This window comes from Candidatus Accumulibacter contiguus, assembly GCF_036625285.1.
In the GTDB taxonomy this organism is placed as follows: domain Bacteria; phylum Pseudomonadota; class Gammaproteobacteria; order Burkholderiales; family Rhodocyclaceae; genus Accumulibacter; species Accumulibacter contiguus.
The window spans coordinates 780110-802324 of record NZ_JAZKUC010000002.1 but is presented as its reverse complement, the minus strand read 5'-3'; the positions used below and the strand labels follow the sequence as shown (position 1 = coordinate 802324).

Below are 22215 nucleotides of genomic sequence, written 5' to 3'. Positions count from 1 at the left end.
AGGAGCCAACATGACCGACCACATGCCAGATGACTTATCCGCCGCCGGCCGCGATTTGCGCGCCTACACCGATGAGTTGCGACCCAAGCATCCAGTGATCAGGAACCTTGCCGGCGAATGGGTGCTGCTCAGGTATGCCGAAGTCGTCGCAGCGGCTTTGGATCACGAGCGGTTCTCCAGCAAAGTCTCTCGCTACCTGCAGATTCCCAACGGCTTGGACGGTGAGGAACACACCCGCTATAGGGAAATTATCGAGCGGCACTTAAGCCGCGTCGCGCTGGAGCCCTTTGTACCGGTCTTCGAAAGTGTCGCAACCCAGTTGATGGCAAACTTGCCCAGACGCGCGGTGGTGGACGCCGTGCGCGACATCGGCGCCGTATTCGCAGTACGTGCCCAGTGCAAATGGCTAGGTTGGCCTGCCGAGTTGGAACCACGGCTGCTGGCGTGGATGGAGGAGAACCACACCGCCACGCGCTCCGGGGACAGTGCCTGGATGGCGGACGTGGCCGAACAATTCGACAGGATCATTCTCTCGGTCATCCTGCCGCGCCGTGCAATGGAAGGCACGGCCCCCGACGACGTGACTACTCGGCTTTGCCGCCAGATGGTGGACGGGCGCTTGCTGACGGAGACAGAGCTCGTTTCGATCCTGCGCAACTGGACCGGAGGGGACCTCGGATCCATCGCGCTGTGTATCGGCGTACTCGTGGCCCATGTCGCCCTGCAACCGGGGCTTGCGGAGCGGCTACGTACTGCCGCGGACAGCGAAGTGGAAGGGGTCATCGATGAGATTTTGCGCCTCGACGACCCGTTCGTGTCTAATCGACGCATCACCACCTGCCCGGTGCACATTGGGGGCCAGGATATCCCAGGCGGTGCCCGGGTCAAGCTGAATTGGACTTCGGCCAACCGTGATGAGTCAGTCTTCGACAACAACCGCTTCGCCCCCGAGAGGAACGCGGCAGCAAACCTTGTCTACGGGCTCGGGAAGCATGTCTGTCCGGGGCGGCTGCTCGCCACTTGGGAACTACGCATTGCGTTGCAGGCATTGCTGGCGTCGGTGCAGACCATTGAGTTGGCGCCCGACCAGCAGCCAGAGAGGGAGATGGCACCCGTGGGTGGGTACCATCGGGTGCCGGTGATATTAAGCGAATAACCATTGGCAATCTGTGCCTGACCAGCCGTTAGAGCTAGGTCGCCCTTGGTACTTACCATAAGGCATGGTGTAGGTCACCGGTAGTTGCAGGTCGTCGGCATTCATCGGTTCATTGTTCGGCGACATCCGAAGTGTCCTGCCGACGCGGCGTGCGCTGGGCTGACGCCTGGATACGCTCTCGCAGCTCCTTGCCAACCGTGAAGTGCGGGACAGGTTTCTCGGAAACCGGAACTGCGTCACCGGTCTTCGGATTGCGCCCGGTACGTGCCGGACGGTAGTTCAGACTGAAACTTCCGAAGCCACGGATTTCGACTCGGTCACCTTGGGACAGGACGTGCCCGATGGCGTCAAGAATTTCCCTTACCGCGATTTCGGCGTCCTTCGCCATCAAGTTTGGGAAGCGCGATGCGATGGTGGCGATGAGATCGGAGCGCGTCATAGTCCGCATTCTACCGTCTGGCCCTGGGCTGCCGGTGATCACCACGTCGAGATCAACGACCGCTATCGAGAAACGCGAATCTCCAGTGTCGACCCTGAACGGACTGATGATGTTTTCATGGGCTATGGCGGCTTACTTATTACAAACCTGCCGGTCATGGGGCTCTGACGACTACATGCTGTTCGGCCTTCGCGGTCACTGGCGAATACACAAAATCCCGTACATGCTCGCCGAGCAAGTGACCCAAATCGTCGCTTGCTCGGCCTCAGGCATGATGCTGCGAGCTTCCGAACAGGAGGTTTTGAGGACCTGCGCTCGTCAATTCGACGATTGACCACGATTCAATGGCCACGAATACTCTTGGAAAAGGGCATTGAAATTCCTATCCTTGGATCGTGCGGATTGCCGACCCGCCTTTGTAATTCCTATCCTTCGGTGCTACTGTTAATTCGGGCCGCAGGACATGGAGATCAACCGCATGGTTTGACAGGCCTTGCCTTTTCGGCGCAGCCGGAGCGGGGCGCCCGAGGGCGCATTGCGCCGCGCCGGTGGCGCCGGCAATCGTGATGGGAGACCGCCGAAATGCCGCAAAATGACATCCCGATCTTTCAACCCCTGACCGGGGCCTACGAGCCGTCCGGCATCCAGCAGCTCGCCGACGGCCGCTTTCTCGTTGTCGAGGACGAAGAGCAGCATGCGCTGAGTCTCCTTCGTATCACTGGCGACCACGTCAGTCACACGGCCCTGAGCGCCCCTTTCTGGTCGTGGGGTGACGGCGATTTCTGGAAGCTTGACGACCTCGAAGGCGTCACCGCCGATAGAGCGGGCAACATCTACGCCATCACCTCGCATTCCCGTGACAGCGACGGCGATGAGCGGAAATCCAGGGAAAGACTGGTGCGCTTCCGCATCGAAGGCGACAACGTCGTCGATCCGAGGGTAGTCGGCAGCCTGAAGCGCGATCTGACGGCCGCGCACCCGGAACTGGCCGCTTCTGCCGGGATACGCGATGTCAAGAGCGAGGGCGGGTTGAACATCGAGGCGCTGGCAATGAGCGCCGACCAGAGGCGCCTGCTGATCGGATTTCGCAGTCCGCTCCTCGACGGGCGGGCGATCATCGCCAGCATCGAGAATCCCGGCGCCATCTTCGACGCCGATGAGCGGCCGAGGATCGGCGCCACCCTGACGACACTCGATCTGGGCGGCAACGGCATTCGCGGCATGTCCTGGGTGCCCTCTCTTGCCGGCTATCTGGTCGTCGCCGGTCCCGTTGCCCGTGAACAGGTTGAATTCCGGCTCTGGTTCTGGCGTGGTGGCAGCGAAGATCGCCCGCGCCGGGTCAGTGTTGCCGGCCTGTCCGGTTTCGAGCATGCCGAGGGGGTGAGCCCGGCGGTCATCGATGGCCGGCAGTGCATCATCATCGTCAGCGACGACGGCAGCCGGGATGAGGACCGCTTTGCGCGCTTTCTGATTCTGCAACCGGACCAACTACGGATTGCGGACTGATCGGTGGTTGTGGCGCGACTCGAAATGCTGTGCCGTCCAGCCCGCTGATTTTCGGGGAAAGCGGGCGGTCGACCGGAGCAGACTCGAAATATAGGCTTCGCTCGTGGCCGATGGAGAGGCCGGATCAGCCGTGAATGTCGTCGGGAGAGGCTTCGCACCAGGTCAAGGTTGGCAGCAGCACGTACCAGTGCTCACAATTGAGCCGGCTGGCGAATTCCGGTCTGGACTGATCGTGATGGCACCAAACGATGGTTTCGACGCTGGCTTTGATCTTGGCCGTTGTCGGCAGCGAGTATTTGCCGGCCAGGCGACCCAAGACGAGAGTTTCGCCAGGTACACGCAGACCCCGGACGCCCCGTCGCAACGATCGCAGCTTTGTCGGCTGTCGAGATCAGAATTAATACTGAGGTAGCAGGCCATACCTTCAAGTCAAGGCGAAGACCGCTTTACACTGCGAACCCGCCACTCAGCAATGTCTAAACAAATGGGAGCTTTGGCCGAGGACCGGGCCGACCTACTACAGGGCTGAGCGGCCGGTATCTGATGAGTGAGCTGACGTTCGCGCGGCTCAATTTTTCGGGGTTGCTACGGCTGGTTGTGGCCGACAGCCGTACATCACCAACCAGAAATTTCGCGTTGGCGTAGCTCACCAAACCAAAGCATACGTCATCGCAAAACCCGCCAAGACCACTCGAAAACTCAAGCAAAACCAATAGCTTGAAAATTCCGTACCAAATTCGCGAAGTCAGGAGGTATAAACGAAAAACCCCGCAAAACAAGGCGTTGAGCGGGGCGTTCGTTTTTGGTTCAGACAGTTTGCAGCCGGTGTCCTGGCGGCAAGAAGGAATGTGAACAGTCGGTCTATTGCTACCTGCTCAAGCAGCAACCGGCGAGCCACCGGATCTGGAGCGTGTGCTGGCGGTGCGCCGACGAGGTGTTTTCTCGATACCGAGATGTTCGATCACTACCGGCGGACGGTTGGGGAATTGGGCCACGAGTTCTAGCTTGCCGCCCATGCTTTCCACGTAGTGCCGCAGGGTGGACAGCAGCATGTCGCTGCGCTTTTCCAGCCGGGAGATGGTGTCCTGGCCGACGCCAAGTACCGCAGCCAGATCCTCCTGGGTCTGCTCGGCCGCGATACGCAAGTCCTTGAGCGTCGCCAGTTCCATGGCGCGCTTCTCGACACGCTCTCTACGTTCCGCAGGAAGCGCTGCCATCACGTCATCGAGTTTTCTTGCCATGTTTGGACTCCTTTGCTTCGTTAGCGTTGAGCGAGGCAAGATGATCGTCGTACCGATCATCGGCCACAGCAATCAGGCGCCGGTAAAATCGCCGCTGGTCCGCGCCGCCCTTGTCGCCCCCGACCAGCAGGATCGCCTGGCGCCAGGGATCGAAAGCGAACGCCACGCGCCAGACTTCACTTTGCCAGGCAAAACGCAGCTCTTTCATGTTGGCATGCCGCGAGCCTTTCAAGGTGTCCACCGTGGGACGGCCCAGGTTCGGCCCGAACTCCGCCAGCAGCTTGGCGTGCGCCAGCAGTTCGTCCTGTAATAGCTCATCCAGCGCCGAGAACTCTGCGTCGAAGTCGTCGTGCAGGAGAACAGACCAAGCCATAAAGTGATTATGGTCCTCGACACATATGGCGTCAAGAACATTAACTATCGAGGCATCACCAAGGCTCCCAGCCTCAAGTATACACACTCAGCAGAAGCCGGCAGAGGGGTATTGGCTCCTCAAATCCCTACCTCCTGCCCGATGAAAGCCCGCCTCATCTTCTTAGTATCTGTCCAGAAATAAGTTGTACAAGTTCAAACCGATGGCCGGATGGTGTAGTTCCATTCACCATGAAACTCGGAGCGTTCTATGTGAACTTTATCGAGTTCATCATCAGTCACGTGTATGCCTTTCGCGTAGGTGTTGGTATCCATCTCCGCCTCAATTTTTAGGCCTGCTTGTGTGGTGGTGGCAGCAATCAAATTGACGATGACCTCATGGCTGACCAGAGGCTTTCCTCGCCAATTCATACTGATGTAGCTGAACATCCGATGTTCGATCTTATTCCATTTGCTAGTTCCCGGTGGAAAATGGCAGATCGAGATGCATAGGCCGGTTTGGTCGGCCAGACGCTGTAAAGCGACCTTCCATAACCGTACTCTCGCCCCATTGCTGCCACCACCATCCGCAGTCACCAACAGTTCGGTAGCCCCGGGATAACGAATTCGTCCCATCTTTTCCCACCACCGTCGTAACGTTTCCACCGCAAACTCGGCGGTGTCATGATCGACCCCAACGCTAACCCAACCGGTGTTTGCCGTTGGATCATAGACGCCATAGGGATTCACTTTGCCTAGGGTCTTGTCGATAAAGTCATGAACGCGAACCGGTTCGGGGTTTCCTTTGGGGCGCCACTCTCGGCCTCCATTTTTGAAGTCCCCGACGAGTTCCTTTTTCTTGGTATCGACTGAAACCACAGGCTGTCCCCGTCGTTGGAAATCCTCGACTCGACCGTGAATGTAACGGAATTGAGCATCCCGGTCCGGATGGACGGTGCCTTCCTTGGTCTTTTGATTTCCCTGAAGGCTATAGCCCAACTTATCCAGCAAAACCGCTACGGTCTGACGACCAATCCGGTGGCCTTGTTGTTCAAGGGCCGCCGCCAGTTGACGGGTACTCAGACAGGTCCACCGTAAAGGATTCTCAGGGTCTCCCCGGGTGGTCGGTTCCACCAATCTTTCCAGCGCCGAGAGCAATGTCGGCTCGTGCTCGATCAGCTTCTTGCGTCCACCCCCTGCTTTTCGGACGTGTCTACGAGAACCCGCCGGGTCGTCCTGGGCATGACCGCATTTTTCCGAATACAGCGTCATTCGCGATAGCCCCGTGGCTTTAGCGACGATGCTTTGTCCGCCGTAACCGAGCGCCTCGGCTTCCGCCAACGCCCACACACGACGCCCCCGCTCATCCAAAACCGTGGACACGCGCTCGAACTTCTTACGGATCGTTTCAACTAGCTCGTCATTACTCATGACGAGATCGTCGCCTACTCGTATAAGTTGTACAAGTTATTTCTGGACAGATACTTACTGGTAGGTGTCTGGAAAATCTTGCCGAACCCATGACTGGTACCCAAGTAAGACGAGCTGCAGGAACTGGCGAACTGTGACTGCTCGACCAACGACAGCGATCCCTGAGATGATCGAGGGATGGCAACCCACGTCGACCCCTCGTCGCCACCATTCCCGTTGCGCTGTGCGGTCTACACACGCACCTCCCGCGAAGGCGAGACCGACCCGGCGTTCACTTCCATCAACGCTCAGCAGGAGGCCTGTTACGCCTACATCGCCAGCCGGCACCACCTGACTTGGCTGCCGATATCCGTTTCTTACGACGACCCAGGCTTTTCCGGTAGCACGTTCGATCGCCCGGCGCTGCAGCAGATGCTCGCCGACATCGAAGCCGGCCGGATTGACATGGTCGTGGTCTGCAAACTCGACCGTCTGGGCCGTAGCATGGCGCACTTCGCTAGACTGATGGAAATGTTCGAGCGCCACCACGTCACCTTGGTTTCCGTCACGCAGCACCTCAACAGCCACGACGCCGCCGGTCGCCTGGCGATCAACGCTCTGATGACCTTTGCCCAATTTGAGCGGGAGAACACGGGCGAGCGCATCCGCGACAAGATCCGCGCCACGCGGCGCCAGGGGATGTGGACGGGCAGCGTGCCGCCGATGGGCTACGAGGCCCGCGGCCAGCAGTTGTTGGTCAACGAGGATGAGGCACGGGTGGTGCGGCACATCTTCGAGCGCTTCGTGGCTGTGGGATCGATCACCGACCTGCTCCAGGAACTCGGCGAACAAGGCGTGACTACCAAGTCGTGGACGACAAAGACGGGCAGGGCGCGAGGCGGACGGCCGCTCGACAAGAACTACCTGTACAAGCTGCTCAACAACCGAACGCTGATCGGTGAAATGAAGTCTGGCGACAAGTGGCATGTCGGCGCCCACGAGCCGATCGTTGCGGCCGACCTATGGGGAAGCGCCCATGCCTTGCTCGATGACCGGCGCCGTCCGAAAAAACGTGCGTCGGACAAACACCAAGACTTCCTGCTCAAGGGGCTGGTGTTTGGCTCCGACGGCCGTGCCTACTCGCCGTGGCGTTCCAGCGTGCGCAACGGCCGTAGCTACGCCTACTACGTCCCCCAGAGCAAGATCGCAGAAGGCGCTGCCGCCTCCGGACTTCCGCGCTGCCCCGCGGGTGAACTGGAGGCAGTGATCATCGAATACCTGAGAGGCCAGCTTCGAGCGCCAGCATCCTGGCTGGGAAATTTGCCCGAATCGGTACAGCAGCACCCGCGCTACGAGGGGGCCGCCGTGCTTGCCATGCTGGCCAACATCGACGCTGTATGGGACATGCTTGTGTTCGACGTTCGCCACGATCTGGTTCAGACGATGGTGAGGCGCGTCACCGTCAGCACAGACAAGGTGAGCATCAGCCTCGACTTGGAGGGCCTCGGACAGGTGGTTCTGGATCTGTTGAAAGGGCTGTCGCCCAAATTGGCGGCGGCTGCGACGCCGTGAAGTTCGATGCCGATGCCTGTAGCCGGGACGACCCAAATCATGTGCCAGGTGAAGCGGAGTGGAACGCTATTGGCCATTTCGGCGCATCACCAACCGGAAATTTCGCGATGGCGTACCTCACGAAACCAAAGCACACGCCAACGCGAAACCCGCCCAAGCCCATCGAAAAGTCACTTCAAAACAACCACTTGAAAAAACCGTACTAAATTTTCGAAGTCAGGAGGTTTCGAGAGAAATGGCTCTCAAGAGCGCAGATATGACATTTGTGGCGTAGGCGAGGTCAGGAGGTTTACACGAAAAACCCCGCAAAACAAGGCGTTGAGCGGGGTGTTCGTTTTTGGTGCAGACAGTTTAGGTCTGGTATCCTGGCGGAGAGGGCGGGATTCGAACCCGCGGTAGGCTCACACCTACGCCTGATTTCGAGTCAGGTACATTCGGCCACTCTGCCACCTCTCCGTCGGGCGCGAATGGTAGCACAAGATGAAGCGATGAGGCACGGACGGTGCCATTTTCTTGCGAGAATCGCCAGCCGGCTCAGCGCGCGCTGATTCTTTCGGTCCCGCCGAGATAAGGACGCAGCACTTCCGGAACGCTGATGCTGCCGTCGGCATTCTGGAAGTTTTCCATGATCGCCACCAAGGTGCGTCCGACGGCGAGACCGGAGCCATTGAGGGTGTGCACCAGTTCGATCTTGTTGCGCTCGTTGCGGCAACGCGCCTGCATGCGTCTGGCCTGAAACGCCTCGAAGTTGGAGCATGACGAGATTTCACGATAGGCCTGCTGTGCCGGCAGCCAGACCTCAAGATCATAGGTTTTCGCCGACGAGAAACCGATGTCGCCGGTACATAGCGTGACCCGCCGGTAAGGCAGATCGAGCATTTCGAGGATCCGCTCGGCATGCCCGGTGAGTTCCTCATGCGCAGCCAGCGAATCGCCTGCGGCGACGATCTGCACCAGTTCAACCTTGTCGAACTGGTGCTGGCGGATCATGCCACGCGTGTCGCGACCATAGGAACCGGCTTCCGAACGAAAACACGGGGTGTGACAGACGAGCTTGAGCGGCAGTTCATCGGCCGCGAGAATCTCGTTGCGAACGATGTTGGTGACTGGCACTTCCGCCGTCGGGATCAGGTACAAGGGTTCGGCGTCCGCGCGCAGGATCTTGAACAGATCTTCCTCGAACTTCGGCAACTGCCCGGTACCCGTCAGGCTGGCAGCGTTGACCAGATAAGGCGCGTAGACTTCAGTGTAGCCATGTTGTGTCACGTGCGTATCGAGCATGAACTGGGCAAGCACACGGTGCAGGCGGGCCAGCTCTCCCCTCATCAGCGAAAAGCGCGTACCGGCGATTTTCGCGGCAGTGGCGAAATCGAGCTGGCCGATCCCCTCGCCGAGATCGACATGATCCTTGACCGCGAAGTCGAATCTGCGCGGCACCCTCCAGCGCCTGATCTCGACATTGTCGGCGTCAGACCTGCCGATCGGCACGCTGTCCTGCGGCAGGTTGGGAAGCCCCGAGAGAAATGCGTCGAGTTCCTTCAGTAATTCGCCAAGACGGACTTCATTGGCCTCGAGCTCGTCTTTCAGTGCCGCCACCTGCGCCATGACTGCTGCGGCATCTTCGCCGCGGCTCTTGAGCACGCCGACCTGCTTCGAGAGACTGTTGCGATTCGCCTGTAGCTCCTGCGTGCGCGTCTGCAGGGATTTGCGCTCGCTTTCGAGTGCCTGGAAGGCCGAGCGGTCGAGCGTGAAACCACGCGTGGCCAGTCGTTCGGCAACGCCATCGATGTTGTTGCGCAGCAGCTGAATGTCGAGCATGGTCAATCCTCACGTTGGCGGTCGCGCGGCGACTCGCGAATCTGTCCGTTTTCCCGGCTGCGCACAGCGGCAAGCGCAGCGGCGGGCTTAGTCCTTCTTCTGTCTTGCCTGGCGATCGAGTTCGCGCAAATGTGCGAGCTTCTCGCCAATCCGGATCTCGAGACCGCGATCGACCGGTCGATACCACTCGACCGCCGGCATACCCTCGGGGAAATAGGTCTCGCCGGCAGCGTAGGCATCTACCTCGTCGTGCGCATAGCGGTAGTCTTTCCCATACCCCAGGTTCTTCATCAGTCGCGTCGGCGCGTTGCGTAGATGCGCCGGCACCGGCCGTGAACCGTCACCGCCGATGAAGCCGCGCGCGGCATTATACGCGAGGTAAGCGGCGTTCGACTTGGCCGCCATGGCCAGGTACAGCAGTGCTTCGGCAAGCGCCAGTTCGCCTTCGGGAGAACCCAGACGTTCGAAGGTCTCGGCCGCGTCGAGCGCGATACGCGCCGCGCGCGGATCGGCAAGGCCAATGTCTTCCCAGGCCATGCGCACGATGCGACGCGCCAGATAGCGTGGATCGGCGCCACCGTCGAGCATTCGGCAGAACCAGTACAGCGCGGCATCCGGAGACGATCCGCGAACTGCCTTGTGCAGCGCCGAGATCTGGTCAAAAAAGGCATCTCCGCCCTTGTCGAAGCGACGCAGATTCTGCGCCAGCGTGCGGTCGATGAAGGCGCCGTCGATGCTGCGCGCCGGGGAGGTCTGGGTTGCCGTATCGATCTGCTCGATGAGGTTGAGCAGGCGTCGGGCATCGCCATCGGCGAGGCCGATCAGGCGCGAGCGCGCATCATCGTCGAAAGTCAGCCCCGGCAAGACCTGCCGGCACGCGCGCTCGAAGAGCTGGCCCATCTCGTCGGCCGAGAGCGGATGCAAGACGTAAACCGAAGCACGCGAGAGCAGCGCCGAATTGACTTCGAACGACGGGTTCTCGGTCGTCGCGCCGACAAAGGTCAGCAGCCCGCCTTCCACATAGGGCAGAAAGGCATCCTGCTGTGCCTTGTTGAAGCGATGTACTTCGTCGACGAAGAGAATCGTCCGCCGTCCACTGCGGGCGCGTGTCACTTCAGCACGTGCCACCGCCTCGCGGATGTCCTTGACGCCTGCAAAGACCGCCGAGATGGCGATGAAGTCGGCAGCGAAGGCGTCCGCCATGAGACGCGCCAGTGTCGTCTTGCCGACTCCGGGCGGCCCCCAGAGGATCATGCTGTGCAACTGGCCGGACTGAAAAGCCATCGCCAGCGGCTTTCCGGGACCGAGCAGATGCGCCTGCCCGATCACCTCGGCCAGCGACTTCGGTCGCAAGCGCTCGGCCAGGGGAGCACTTGCATGATTGTCAGTGGAAAAGCCGTCCATTCCCTTCTCTCGTAACGACAATTGCCTGGCATTGTGACATTGCACACAGTGCCATGTGTTGGTCGCCGGTATCGTTAGCACATCACTTCGGCACGTGTTGAAAGACAACCAGCAATGAAAATCGAGAAACCTCGAAGCGGATTTGACAGGCGCGAACACGACTTTGGCCGGCCCAACAAGCTCCCCGACCGTCGCCGCATTCCGGATCGTCGTCTCCCGGAGCTTACCGAAGTATTCGACATATCCTTCGAGGAATTTCAGTTACTGCTGGCCGGCAATGACAAACCGGCTTCCATAAAATCTTCCCGTAGTTAACGATGCCACGTCGCGGGTGTCCTGCTTGGATTGGCGTTTATCGGCGTCAATGATGTAGTTCAAGAGCCGAAACAGCCGCTAGGCAGCGGGCTTGCCGGTGTCCAGGACGGACTGCTCGAGTTCGGTGAAGGCTTCGGCAACATAGTGGCTCAGACGCTGGAGGTTCGGCAATTCGTCGGTAGCAATCAAACCAAAATGCAGTTGCCCGGCATAGCTGAAAAGCGTGATGTTGAGCAGGTTGCCGGCCGGGAGCGTGCTGATTGGATGCAGTTCCTCCAGGCGCGCACCCTTGAGATACAGATATTCGGCCGGACCAGGCACATTCGAGACCAGCGTATTTCCGGTCGGCGGCAAGTGCTTGCTGAGCTTCAGCATTTCCGCAAGTTGCCCGACAACACCGGTGATCAGGGTGTAGGACTCGATCGCCTCGGGTTCGACGCTGTCGATCATGGTGCGTACATTGCGCAGCGAAAAACCGATGTTGCGCAGACGAATGTAGGGATCATCGGTCGGCGGCGATAACTCGACCTGGATGATACCGATCTTGTTGCCCGCGCGCTGATCGCCTTCCTTGCGCAGGTTGACCGGCATCTGTATGGTGATCGGCCTTTGCAGGTCGACGCGTTCGTCACGCAGATAGCGATGCAAGGCACCATCCAGGCAGGTCAGTGCGACATGGTTCAGGGTCGAGCGAGTTCTGCTGCGGATCAGGCTGACCCTTTCCATACTCACGCTGGTCGTAGCAAACTGGCGGCCGGCCGTCACCTGCCCGGTCAGCGGCGTATTGCCGTCGGCAACAAACGGCAGCGAAATGGCATTCTTGGTGAGCTTGACACTCTCCAGCAGCAACATCGCGGCAAGACGGCCAATCCCCAGAACATGCTTGCCGGCGCCCGCGAGATCGCCAAGCAGCGACCTGGCCATTTTCTCCTGGAGTCGCTTCTCCTTTGTCCCAGCAGCGATGTGCGGGACGGACCAGAGCGGTTTCAGCTCGAGATCGTCAGCGCTTGGGGACAGCGAATTCACAGCCCAGCGCATCATGGTCACGCCGTCCGCGCTGGCGTGATGGGTCTTGACATAGATGGCAAAACGAGCCTCACTCAGGCCGTCAATGACATGCACTTCCCACAAGGGCCGCAAGCGGTCGAGCATCGGCTGATGCAGATCCGATACCAGCCGGTACAATTCCTCCCGACCGTTCTTGCCGCGCGGCAGCTTGTGATAGAAGACATGCTCGCCGAGCTCAACCGAATCGCACTCCTCCCAGCTGGGCATGGCCGTCAGAGAAAAACGAATGATCCGGTTGAACGGCGCCTGGACATCGGTGAAGGTGAGAAATTCCCGGTACAGATCTGCGGCAAAACTGGTTTTCGCTCGGGGTGGGCGCTTGCAGATCATCAGGCCGCCCACATGCTTCGGGCTGGCCTCCGACTCGGCGATGAAGAAAGCCACATCCAGCAAGGAAAGTTTGTTCATCGAGGTTTCCTTCGCCCTTCGTATGGTTATCCTGCAAACTGACTGACGCATCTCCGTGAGACTGGCAAGGGTTTGCGAGGAACCCCCTTGGCATGCGGTCACCGACAATCTTTCTCCGGACAAGCGCAGGCAGCCTTGGTCCCGGCGTCATGGCGCGCCAAGCATACCTCATCAAGGGACGGCCGTTCCAGAGGACCGTGCCTAATCCTTTAGTGTGCTTCCTCTAGATCTTCCCGCTAGACTGATCCGCAGTGGTTGCAAAGGCAACTGCAGGAAATTTCAAATACAGTCAGACAAAGGAGAAACACATGAGCAGGAAACTCACCGCGTTGGTCGATCGGGTCGGCAACGAGCAACTCCTGACGAAGGCTCAGGAAGCGGCACGGAAGCTGTGGCTTTGTGGTCTTGGTGCTTATTCGCTGGCCACCAGGAGCAGTGTCAGGACCGTCGAGACGCTCGTTCGTGAAGGTAAAGCCATGCAACCGAAAGCGTGCCAACAGATCGAAGAGAAGTCGGCCGAACTGATGAACACCGCCAATACCACCATTCAGCGCGGCGAGCAGGTGGTCAGGGAACGCTTTCTGCGGCCGCTCGATTTCGTTCTCCTGGCGACCAGGCGCGACATCGAACAACTCTCGCTACGGGTCATCGAGTTGACTGCCGAGGTACATCAGCTGGCGACCGGCAAAGCGAAGACGGCAGCCGAGCCTGCAGAGAATGACGATTCGCCGATGATGGCCAGCACGGCGTAAAGCCTTCAGCGCCGGACGATTCGGCCGGCGCTTTTCGCAAGCATTGCCTGACCCGACTATTTCTCGGCAACCTGTGCTGCTTCGCTGAGCAACCACTGGCGAAAAACGTTGACGATCGGGCGATCAGCAACGGCCTGGGGCACCACCAGGTAATAGGCCTGGGTGCGGCGAATGATGATGTCGAAGGGCACCACAAGACGCCCGGCAGCGACCTCGGCTTCGACCAGCGGTATTGAGGCAATAGCCACCCCGACGCCATCGACCACCGCTGCGTGAACCAATGCCGAGTCGCTGAAATGCGTGCCGGCATCCGGGTCGATGCCAGTGACCCCTGCGACCTGCAGCCATTCGGCCCAGGTCGGGCGGTCCATCAGTTCCATGATCGATTCGTCATGCAGAAGGTTGTGTCGCCGCAGATCGGACGGCACATTCAGGGGCCGCATCCCGAACAGCAGACGTGGACTGCACACCAGGGCATACGCCGGAACGAACAGCCGGTCGACGCGGCAGCCGTCGTATTGACCCCGACCGAAACGAATGAACAATTCGGTCTCGTCGTCGCGCACATCGATTCCTTCGAGCCCCGAAATACCTGAAGCGTCGTGAGCATCGATCGTATCGACCGACGCTGCCATGTGCAACTGGATCTCCGGGTGTTCGGCAGTAAAAGCGGGTAAATGGCGAATCAGCCAGCGGCTGGCGAAAGCCGGCGGCGTCGTGATCAGCAGGCGCCCGGCGGCTTCGTGAAAGCGTGTGCTCTCGATCGCCGCAGCAAAGCATTCCAGGCCTTCGCGCACCTTCGGCAGCATCGCCCGCCCTTGGCGCGTCAGTTCCAGCGCGCGCGTCAGGCGGTGAAAGAGCGGAAAGCCGAGGTATTCTTCAAGACCCCGGATCTGGTGGCTGATGGCTGTGGGCGTGACCGCAAGTTCCTCGCTGGCATCCTTGAAACTCAGATGGCGAGCGGCCACCTCGAAGGCACGCAGCGAGTTGAGGGGGGGCAATCGGTAAGTCATATGAATGAGATATTCTCACGCATTGGCTGATTATTGATCGTTTGCCGGCGCATCGGCAAACAAATACAGTAGCGTTGCAGTCTCGGGGACCGAGAACAACACAAGGAAGAAAGCAATGAAAACCGACCTCAACCGCGAACAGATGATGATCATCGTTGAGCGCGCACGATACCAGCGCAGCCTCGCCACCGGCGACCTCTATGCCGCTGCAACCCGCAAGACGCTTGTCTGGCTGGCCAGAGGGATCGACAAGTTCCTGCATCTCCTGCTGATGTCGCCGACGGCGCACCACTGAAGCGATCGGACCGTCGTAATTCAAGCGATCCGCGAGGGGGAGGGGAGATTCGTGAGTCGCATACGCGACTTTCACATTAATATGTATCCGCGCTTGCCCTGAAAGCGAGAGTGGCAGCGTCACGCATCGAGGCCAAGCGGGCCACGATGCGTGCAGCGTTCCTCTCTTGCCAACATCCGATACAGGCCAGGCCATGCCCAGAATACAGATCGAGCTACCAGAGAATTTTGCCTTTACGACCGAGATTCCGCTCTATCTCAGTCACATGAACTATGCCGGCCACCTCGACAACGCTGCGCTGCTGTCGGTGGTGTCGGAAGCACGAGCACGCTTTTTCCAGTCGCTTGGCTATAGCGAACTCGATGTCGAAGGGTTGGGCATCGTCATCGCCGACGCTGCGCTGCAGTACAAGTCCGAGGCCTTTCACGGCGAGGTGATGGTCGTTCGCATGACCACCAGCGATTTCGGCAGCAAGGGCTGTGACCTGTTGTGGAGCATGCGGGAAAAGGCCAGTCAGCGCGAGGTCGCACGGGGCAAGACGGGAATCGTTTTCTTCGACTACGCTGCGCGCAAGGTGGCCGCAGTGCCCGACCATTTCCGCCTGCGGGTAACAGCACCATCGCTATAGGGGCGCCGCCCCCTCAACCTACACCCTGCCGTACGCCGAAAGATACTGGCGAGTCAGCCGCTTCTGCAGATGCTGGACCTGCTTGAGCGATTCTTTCAGGATCAGGCGATCGAGTTCGTGCAGTTCATCGGGATTGACGCGGTTGGAGTCCATGGCGACGCCGCTGTTGACCTGATGCTCCAGTCGAAGACGCTGAATGTGATGAAAAGCGTCAATCAGCGCAGCCAGTTCGTCGGCGGCCATGCCCCCCTGTTCGCCGCTGATGCGCAGACGCTCGACCGTATTGGTATCGGGTATCTGCCCGGCCAGCGCATAGATCCGGGCGGCGTCAACGAAGGGCCGCGATCCGTGCTTCTTCAGATCGATGGTGTGCGGAAACTCCTTGTCCTGATCATAGCGAAAACCTTTCCACCAATTGAGTGGTGACTCCCAGTTCATCGTGTTCTCAACCATCGCACGCAGAAAAATGGGATAGGAAGAGGCTCTCGACAGCAGCCAGCTCCGCAAGTCATTGACCAGCGACTCCTGCCCATAGAGGCCGCGCAGGTCGAAAAAGATGCTAGAATTGAGCAGCGCCTCGGGTTGTGGGGAGTTCAGCCAGCCGGAGAAAGCTGTTCGCCACTCGTAGACGGACAGACACCACTGCGGGTTGCCGGCCATGATGTTGCCCTTGCACAAGGGAAATCCACAGGCATCGAGTGCCTCATTGACTGCTCGTGCAAAGGGTAGGAAGGCTTCGCGCAGGCCTGACGCCTCGGCATCGGAATCGGCAGCGAAGATCAGCCCATTGTCCTGATCGGTGGCCAGCGTCTGTTCGAGTCGCCCCTCTGAGCCAAATACCAGCCAGCACCAGGGTACGTAAGGCAGATCGAACTGGCTGGCCACGAGTTCGATCACCTGCAGGGTCAGCAGATCGTTGAGCGCAGAGATGCGATGACAGAGGGCATCGGCACTCACCCGCTCGGCAACGAGGCGGGAAACGAAGGCACGGACATCGCCAGCCAGAACCGCCAGCGTCCGGATATCGCGCGCCGCCAGGATCGATTGCACCAGGTCGGCGTGCTGCGCACCCGGCAATGTATACAGATCGGTCTGCGAGACGAGGTTGAAGTAACTGCCATCGGCTTCGGTGAGCACCAGATGACGCACGCCACGACGCACCATCACCACACTCGCCTGGTGTGCCGTGCCGTCGGCCGGCACGGTGATCAGACCACTGGTCATCACCGTGGCAATCGGCGCCTGCAGGTCGCAAGCCTCGATTCCAATCCGGCGAACCACGTCGGGCAGGGTAACGATTCCCAGCGGCACGCGACTGTCCGCATCGATTACCACCACCGCATCCGCGCGCATCCGGTCGAGCAGCAGCAAGGTCTCGCGGATGCTCGCCCCCGGCGCAATGGTCAGCGGCTGCGCACGCACCAGATGACGCAACGCAACGTACGGCGAGAAGGGTGCAACGCGCCTCGTCTGTTCAGTACTTGAGCCGGGCATGGTACGTTCTCTGACTGGCTTCGCGTGCCTGCCGCAACGTCTTGATGCCCATCTCGGCAAGCAAGGGCAGCATTTTCAGGAAAACTTCGCCGGTCACGATGGCGTCGCCGAGTGCCGTATGGCGTCCGAAGACCGATACTCCGAGGCGTTCGGCGATGGCTTCCAGGCGATGCGTCGTCTGGTTGGGGTGAAGTACGGCCGAGAGCAGCAGGGTGTCGAGCAGCGCCTGCTCGAAACGCAGACCCGTCTGCTTCTCCTTCATTTGCAGGAAGCGCATATCGAAAGCGGCATTGTGGCCCACCAGGACCGTGTCGGCACAGAAAGCATGAAACTTCGGCAATACGGCATCGATGTACGGCTGCCCGACGAGCAGTTCCGGAGTGATGCCGTGGATGGCGACCGACTGTGGCGACAGCGAACGCCTCGGGTCGACCAGTTGGTCGAAACACTCCTGGCGCAGCAGCCGACGATTGACGATACGCGTCGCACCGATCTGAATGATCTCGTCGCCCTCGGAAGGCTGCAGCCCGGTCGTTTCGGTATCGAAGATGGTATAGGACAGTTCCGTGAGCAGCCGATCATCGAGTTCATGGCTGACGGCCGACCAGAGGAAGATATCGAAATCGTAGAATTCCGGACGCTCACCCTCCGGTGCAGCGACGATCGCCCGAGGCAGATCCTTCGGCGCCTCGGCGGCCGGCAGCATGGTACGGAAAAAGGCGCGATGCGAAACCCGTTCGCGCTGAAACCAGATGTCGCCGTTGCAGCGTTCGATCACATCGGTAACGCTGAGCGGCGACGCTTCACCGCCAGTGGTCATCGGATCCTGCAGCCAGCTCATCGCCGTTTCATTGTTCATGAATGTGCCGAGCCAGGATAGATCGAACTGCGCCAACTGTCCGCTGCGCGTCAACGACAGCCGTACCTCGCGCACCTCATACTCGTCCTGCAGGCGCAGGGCCAGGTAGTGCAGGGCTTGCAGCAACCCGAAACTGTCGACACGCAGCCACAGTTCTTCATCGACATTCTCGGTCTTGACGGCCAGCGCGCGCCGTTCGCTCGAACGTCGTTCACCGATACGGCGCGCGGCCACGGCAAGCAGTTCGGCTCCAAGAATTTCCTCGAGCAACCAGCGCTCACGCAAATCATTCGAGAAGGCACTCGCCGTTTTCTCGAACTGCGCTGTCAGTACCCCCGCTTCGTCGCGGATGACACGCAGGAAGCGATCGCGCTGCTGGCTCGGCATGTCGGGAAAGTCGGAGAGCATTTCGCCGGCAGCACGAATGCTGCCCAGAGGCCCGCGCCCGCCCTCGACCAGCGACTGGATCAGCACATCACGTCGCGCATGCCGCTCATTGGTACTGGTGACGTCTTCAAGAACGAGCACGAAACCGGTAATGGAAAGTCCGCCGACGCGGGCGTGGTGCGGGCCATCCTCCCCCAGTACCGGCGACATATGCGCGCGCAACAGGCGCCCGGAACGGGTCGCCGTGACGAACTGCGCCGAACCGACGAGCTTCTTGCTGTCCCCGTCGCTCCCGTCTCGACTCGCTTGCTGCAGACGTTCCAGCGCATGCCCGATGAGCGCGCGGTCAAAGACGGTATAAATCGAACGTCCAAGGCCGAGCAATTCGGCATTGCTGCCGTCGGCAGCGGTCGAGAGTTCCTGTTTGGCCCGCTGGTTATAGAGCAGAACCCGGCCGTCGAGGTTGCAGACCACGACACTCTGACTCAGATCGGCCATCAGTGCAGCCAGACGGCTACGTTCCTCTTCGAGCGAAGCGCGGGCTTCGCGCACGCGTTCAGCGACATCTTTCTCATGAGCTTCGCGCAGCGAGAGCAATTGATTGCCCACCTTGCCGAGAACCTGCAGTTCGCCGGCAGCGTACTCACCCAGCCGCAAACCACTGTGCGCCACCGCCGCAGCCAGTTCTTCGGCCATTCGCAAGGGGGCGCTGACATAGAGCTCGTGCAGCCGGTAGGTCACCCAGAAACTGATGGCACAGGCGACGAGCAACAGCACCAACAGGACGACGATCCTCTCCTCTGCAGTCCGGCCGCTGCCGCTGGCGTCAGCTTCGCTGGCCAGCATCAGAAGCGCTGTCGCGACCACCACGGCAAGCAGAAACAGAGCGATGGCCGCCGCTGCGAGGAGCAGCTTGCGCATGTGCTTCACCGGCTACATCCCGAGCAGTTTCCGCACTTCGGCGAGCAACTCCTTGGTCGAGAAAGGCTTGGTCATATAGCCATCAGCACCGAGCCCGAGACCCTTGCTGACTTCGGTGTCGCGTCCCTTGGCGGTCAGCATCAGGATACGCGTCGCACTCAGGTCCGGGTCGGCACGCAGGGCCTGGCAGACGTCGAAGCCATTCATCCTCGGCATCATCACGTCGAGGAGAACAAGATCCGGTCGCTCGGCACGCACTTTCGCCAAGGCCTCTTCACCATCGCCAGCGATCAGCACCTCGAAACCCTCGCGGCGTAACAGAAACTCGATCGAGATGACGATGTTTTGCTCGTCGTCGGCAATCAGTATTTTTTTGCTCATCAACTCTCCGATCATCAATAGCCACAATCCACTATGCTGCTGCAGCCTGCGCAAGCGCCTGCTCCTGAACGGGAGCGAAAGGCAGGGTAAAGCGGAAGGTCGCCCCATCTCCCGGCACGCTTTCCACCCACAGCCTCCCCCCGAAGTGCTCGACAATGCGCCTGCTGATCGGCAGCCCGAGCCCGGTTCCTGACGGCTTGGCGGTCAACGTGTCGCCCACCTGACGGAACTTTTCGAATATCAGTTGTTGATCTTCCGGACGAATTCCCGGCCCGTTGTCGGCGACACTGACTTCCAGTCCGTCCGCCAGCATGCGCAACATCACCGTAACCCGTCCGCTGCCTGGCGCCAGGAACTTTACCGCATTCGACAACAGATTCAGCATGACCTGGATCAAGCGATCCCGGTCGGCGAGAATCCGTGGCAGATTATCGGGCAGATCGAGTTCGACAAGCGCCCCTTTCTCGCGGAACAACTGACCGGTCGCGGCCACTGACTGTTCGATGACCTCCTTCAGGTCCAGTTCGCAGCCGTTCCAGTCGGCCCGGCCCGACTCGATCTTCGCCAGGTCCAGGGTCTGGTTGATCAGCCGGGTCAGGCGCTCGGCCTCGCTGACGATCAGCCCGAGAAAACGCTCGCGATCGGCCAGGTGCATCTTCGGATCGTCGCGCAGCAACTCCGAAAAGGCACGGATCGAGGTCAGCGGTGTCCGCAGTTCGTGCGTCACCGACGACATGATGTCATCCTTGACACGATCCAGCTCCTGCAGACGTTCATTGGCTTCCTGCAGATCGAGCGTGGCCGCCGTCAGCTCGCGCGACTTGCGCTCGAGTTCGCGGCTGTAGGTCCGCAACTGCGAGGCTTCGTCGAGAATATGCATCACTTCGTCGATGCTCAGCGGCTCCTCCTTGGCCACCGAAGCGACCATCACGCGCGCCGAAGCGCTGCCGATCGCACCGGCGAGCAGCGATTCGGCGAACTGCACGAGTTGCGCGTCCGCCTCTAGCATCACCCCGCTGGCCACGCCGCGGCGACGCGCATAGGCTGTAAAAAGCGATTGCGCCCGCTGTGGGCCGAGAAAGCGGCCGACCAGTTCCTGCAGGTCGCTGACTTTCGCGCGTCCCCGCCACAGCGCTGCGCCCACCGGTCCGGCATCCTTCAGCGCGTCGACGAACACCGTCGCCTGCGTCGCCTCTGCCGCCGTTGGCGGCCGCAGCAGCGAGACGCCAACATAAGCGCCGATATTGGCGAAAAAACTCCAGAACAGGCAATGAGCAATCTCGTCGAAACCGGTCAGACCGAACAATTGCTGTGGCCGCAGCAACTCGGTCCCGAGCAGGCCCTGCGTCAGGAAGTCATCCGGCAGCCAGCCCGACTTGGCAAACGACGGCAGCAGCAAGGTATAGGCCCAGACCAGAAAACCTGCCGACAGGCCCGCCAGGGCGCCGCCGCGAGTTCCCCCGCGCCAGTACATGCCGCCGATCATCGCCGGTGCAAACTGGGCAACCGCAGAGAAACTGATCAGGCCGATGGCCACCAGCGCGTACGCTTCGCCGGCCAGCCGGAAGTACAGGTAGCCGAGCAGCAGGATGACCACGATGGCGCCGCGCCGGATGCTCAGCAACAGCCGCGAGAGGTCCCCGGATTCTTCGAGTGCAACGCGCTTGTGGCGTATCAGCAGCGGCATCACCAGGTCATTGCAGACCATCGTCGACAGGGCGATGGTTTCGACAATGACCATGCCGGTTGCGGCCGACAGGCCTCCGACGAAAACCAGCAGCGTCAGGCCCTCATGCCGCTGCGACATCGGCAAGGTCAGCACGAAGGTGTCGGCATCGACGCCCTGCCCGGCAAAATGCAGCAGACCGCCGAGGGCGATCGGCAACACAAAAATGTTGATCAGCAGCAGATACAGCGGAAAGAGCCACGCAGCCCGCTTCAGGTGCGCCTCGTTGACATTCTCGACGACCGTGACCTGGAACTGGCGCGGCAGAAAGAGTACCGCCATCGCCGACAACACGATCAGCGAAAACCAGCCGGTGTAGCCCTTGCCCGAGGGAATCGCCGTCGCCAGGCGCTGCAGTTCCGGATTGGCGTCGATGTGCTCGAAAATATCGCCGAAACCGTCGTACATGCCATAGGTGACGTACACGCCGACGGCCAGGAAAGCGACCAGCTTGACGCCGGACTCCAGGGCAATCGCCGCGACCATGCCTTCATGTCGTTCGGTGGCATCGAGATGACGCGTCCCGAAGACAATCGTAAAAGCCGCGAGGATCAGGGCAATATAGAAACTGATGTCGGCCGCCACCGACATCGTCGCGCTGTGGCTCGGCATGACGATTTCCGGGTAGCTGAGCAAGAGACTGACCGAGCTGGAGACCGCCTTGAGCTGCAGGGCGATGTACGGAATGATGCCGAGCACGGCGATGATCGTCACCAGCCCACCCAGGAGATGGCTCTTGCCGTAGCGCGAGGAAATGAAGTCGGCGATCGAAGTGATACGGTTGGCCTTGACGACGCGGATCATCTTGAGCAGCAGGAACCAGCCGAGCGCCATCACCAGCGTCGGCCCCAGGTAGACCGGCAGGAAACCGATTCCCGACACCGCCGCGCGACCGACACTGCCGTAGAAGGTCCAGGTCGTGCAGTAGACGGCCATCGACAGGGCGTAGATGGTCGGGTTGGCAATCAGCGATCTTTTCTGATCAGCGCGCTTGTCGCCCCACCAGGCGACCGCAAACAAGAGCCCGAGGTAAAACAGCGAAACGGCGATGACGACCGGGGCTTCAAGCAT

The 22215-nt window shown here is 60.3% G+C and carries 19 protein-coding genes and 1 tRNA gene; 6 read left to right on the top strand and 14 right to left on the bottom strand.

The features are described from left to right. Positions 1–10 precede the first annotated feature (10 nt). Positions 11–1156 carry a cytochrome P450 gene (locus V5B59_RS22270; protein ID WP_332352328.1) on the top strand — a complete coding sequence of 382 codons (1146 nt, stop codon included), beginning with the start codon at positions 11–13 and terminating at the stop codon, positions 1154–1156. Between the two features lie 109 nt (positions 1157–1265). Here the strand turns inward: V5B59_RS22270 and V5B59_RS22265 are convergent, their stop codons facing one another. Next, complete coding sequence (locus V5B59_RS22265) at positions 1266–1595, bottom strand: integration host factor subunit beta (RefSeq protein ID WP_332352327.1); 330 nt, start codon at positions 1593–1595, stop codon at positions 1266–1268. Between the two features lie 582 nt (positions 1596–2177). Here V5B59_RS22265 and V5B59_RS22260 point away from each other — a divergent pair. Beyond that, the gene (locus tag V5B59_RS22260; protein ID WP_034913932.1) at positions 2178–3101 is read left to right on the top strand and encodes a DUF3616 domain-containing protein; all 924 of its coding nucleotides are present in this window, start codon (positions 2178–2180) and stop codon (positions 3099–3101) included. A gap of 124 nt (positions 3102–3225) precedes the next feature. Here V5B59_RS22260 and V5B59_RS22255 read toward each other — a convergent pair whose 3' ends face one another. The 4 genes from V5B59_RS22255 to V5B59_RS22240 form a co-directional block, all read right to left on the bottom strand. Then, positions 3226–3417 carry a hypothetical protein gene (locus V5B59_RS22255; RefSeq protein WP_332352326.1) on the bottom strand — a complete coding sequence of 64 codons (192 nt, stop codon included), beginning with the start codon at positions 3415–3417 and terminating at the stop codon, positions 3226–3228. A 559-nt stretch (positions 3418–3976) separates the two neighbouring features. Further along, positions 3977–4342 carry a helix-turn-helix domain-containing protein gene (locus tag V5B59_RS22250; RefSeq protein WP_332352325.1) on the bottom strand — a complete coding sequence of 122 codons (366 nt, stop codon included), beginning with the start codon at positions 4340–4342 and terminating at the stop codon, positions 3977–3979. Beyond that, positions 4323–4715 (bottom strand): type II toxin-antitoxin system RelE/ParE family toxin, encoded by a 393-nt coding sequence (locus V5B59_RS22245; RefSeq protein ID WP_288131133.1) that lies wholly within the window; start codon positions 4713–4715, stop codon positions 4323–4325. The genes V5B59_RS22250 and V5B59_RS22245 overlap by 20 nt, the downstream gene beginning before the upstream one ends. 194 nt (positions 4716–4909) lie before the next feature. After that, positions 4910–6124: an ISAzo13 family transposase gene (locus V5B59_RS22240; RefSeq protein ID WP_332351424.1), complete on the bottom strand. Its 1215-nt coding sequence runs from the start codon at positions 6122–6124 to the stop codon at positions 4910–4912. A 177-nt stretch (positions 6125–6301) separates the two neighbouring features. Between V5B59_RS22240 and V5B59_RS22235 the strand changes: the two genes are divergently transcribed. After that, the gene (locus V5B59_RS22235) at positions 6302–7675 is read left to right on the top strand and encodes a recombinase family protein (protein ID WP_169070884.1); all 1374 of its coding nucleotides are present in this window, start codon (positions 6302–6304) and stop codon (positions 7673–7675) included. Positions 7676–8041: 366 nt separating this feature from the next. Here V5B59_RS22235 and V5B59_RS22230 read toward each other — a convergent pair. From V5B59_RS22230 to V5B59_RS22215, 4 genes are all read right to left on the bottom strand, one after another. Beyond that, positions 8042–8131: transfer RNA gene (locus V5B59_RS22230), tRNA-Ser, on the bottom strand. 78 nt (positions 8132–8209) lie between these two features. Further along, complete coding sequence (gene serS, locus V5B59_RS22225) at positions 8210–9493, bottom strand: serine--tRNA ligase (protein WP_034911197.1); 1284 nt, start codon at positions 9491–9493, stop codon at positions 8210–8212. Between the two features lie 87 nt (positions 9494–9580). Beyond that, a complete protein-coding gene (locus tag V5B59_RS22220) occupies positions 9581–10897 on the bottom strand; it encodes a replication-associated recombination protein A (protein WP_034911195.1) in 1317 nt (438 codons plus the stop codon). Positions 10898–11290: 393 nt separating this feature from the next. Beyond that, complete coding sequence (locus tag V5B59_RS22215) at positions 11291–12688, bottom strand: wax ester/triacylglycerol synthase domain-containing protein (RefSeq protein ID WP_169071282.1); 1398 nt, start codon at positions 12686–12688, stop codon at positions 11291–11293. Between the two features lie 308 nt (positions 12689–12996). Between V5B59_RS22215 and V5B59_RS22210 the strand changes: the two genes are divergently transcribed. Then, positions 12997–13440: a phasin family protein gene (locus tag V5B59_RS22210; protein WP_034911190.1), complete on the top strand. Its 444-nt coding sequence runs from the start codon at positions 12997–12999 to the stop codon at positions 13438–13440. 56 nt (positions 13441–13496) lie between these two features. Here V5B59_RS22210 and gcvA read toward each other — a convergent pair whose 3' ends face one another. After that, positions 13497–14453 (bottom strand): transcriptional regulator GcvA, encoded by a 957-nt coding sequence (gene gcvA, locus V5B59_RS22205; RefSeq protein WP_034911189.1) that lies wholly within the window; start codon positions 14451–14453, stop codon positions 13497–13499. Positions 14454–14568: 115 nt separating this feature from the next. Between gcvA and V5B59_RS22200 the strand changes: the two genes are divergently transcribed. Next, positions 14569–14748, top strand: a complete 180-nt coding sequence (locus V5B59_RS22200; protein WP_169071283.1) for a hypothetical protein — start codon at positions 14569–14571, stop codon at positions 14746–14748. Positions 14749–14941: 193 nt separating this feature from the next. Further along, complete coding sequence (locus V5B59_RS22195) at positions 14942–15376, top strand: acyl-CoA thioesterase (protein ID WP_034911186.1); 435 nt, start codon at positions 14942–14944, stop codon at positions 15374–15376. 18 nt (positions 15377–15394) lie between these two features. Here V5B59_RS22195 and V5B59_RS22190 read toward each other — a convergent pair whose 3' ends face one another. The 4 genes from V5B59_RS22190 to V5B59_RS22175 are packed head-to-tail and all read right to left on the bottom strand — an operon-like array spanning position 15395 to position 22215. After that, positions 15395–16870 carry a DUF294 nucleotidyltransferase-like domain-containing protein gene (locus tag V5B59_RS22190; RefSeq protein ID WP_169071284.1) on the bottom strand — a complete coding sequence of 492 codons (1476 nt, stop codon included), beginning with the start codon at positions 16868–16870 and terminating at the stop codon, positions 15395–15397. Then, the gene (locus tag V5B59_RS22185; RefSeq protein ID WP_211203473.1) at positions 16851–19037 is read right to left on the bottom strand and encodes a 3'-5' exonuclease; all 2187 of its coding nucleotides are present in this window, start codon (positions 19035–19037) and stop codon (positions 16851–16853) included. Before V5B59_RS22185 ends, V5B59_RS22190 begins: the two co-directional genes overlap by 20 nt. Positions 19038–19049: 12 nt before the next feature. Then, on the bottom strand, positions 19050–19418 hold the full coding sequence (locus V5B59_RS22180) for a response regulator transcription factor (RefSeq protein ID WP_169071286.1): 369 nt from the start codon (positions 19416–19418) through the stop codon (positions 19050–19052). A 31-nt stretch (positions 19419–19449) separates the two neighbouring features. Then, a complete protein-coding gene (locus V5B59_RS22175; protein ID WP_288129529.1) occupies positions 19450–22215 on the bottom strand; it encodes a sensor histidine kinase in 2766 nt (921 codons plus the stop codon).